This window comes from Cobetia sp. MC34 (genome assembly GCF_018340035.1).
In the GTDB taxonomy this organism is placed as follows: Bacteria; Pseudomonadota; Gammaproteobacteria; order Pseudomonadales; family Halomonadaceae; genus Cobetia; species Cobetia amphilecti.
This window is the reverse complement of record NZ_JADPPY010000133.1, coordinates 1-255: the sequence shown is the minus strand read 5'-3', so window position 1 is coordinate 255 and position 255 is coordinate 1. Positions and strand designations below refer to the sequence as shown.

Below are 255 nucleotides of genomic sequence, written 5' to 3'. Positions count from 1 at the left end.
GCTACCACTGCGCCCTCAGTCACGTCATGGCAACTTTTCATCCACTCAGCGAATGCAGTTTGCAGCTGCTCAGCATTCACCAGGGCCATCACCCTGGCCAAGGTATCGTGACTCGGCACGCCAGCCTCAAAATCGCCGTACTGGCGAAGAAAGTCCAACTTCGCGTGGCCAAAATCTTCGATTTCATCCCAACCTTCTGCACCACAGATCACCGCACAGACGATCAGAAACAAGATATCCGACAGCTGATGCTTC

General features: G+C 53.7%; 1 protein-coding gene. It reads right to left on the bottom strand.

Features of this window, described 5'->3' with window-relative positions; genetic code table 11:
• Window positions 1-255, bottom strand: a 255-nt coding sequence (locus tag IZU87_RS17470; RefSeq protein ID WP_213115384.1) for an ISAs1 family transposase, incomplete at both ends; no start/stop codon positions are given.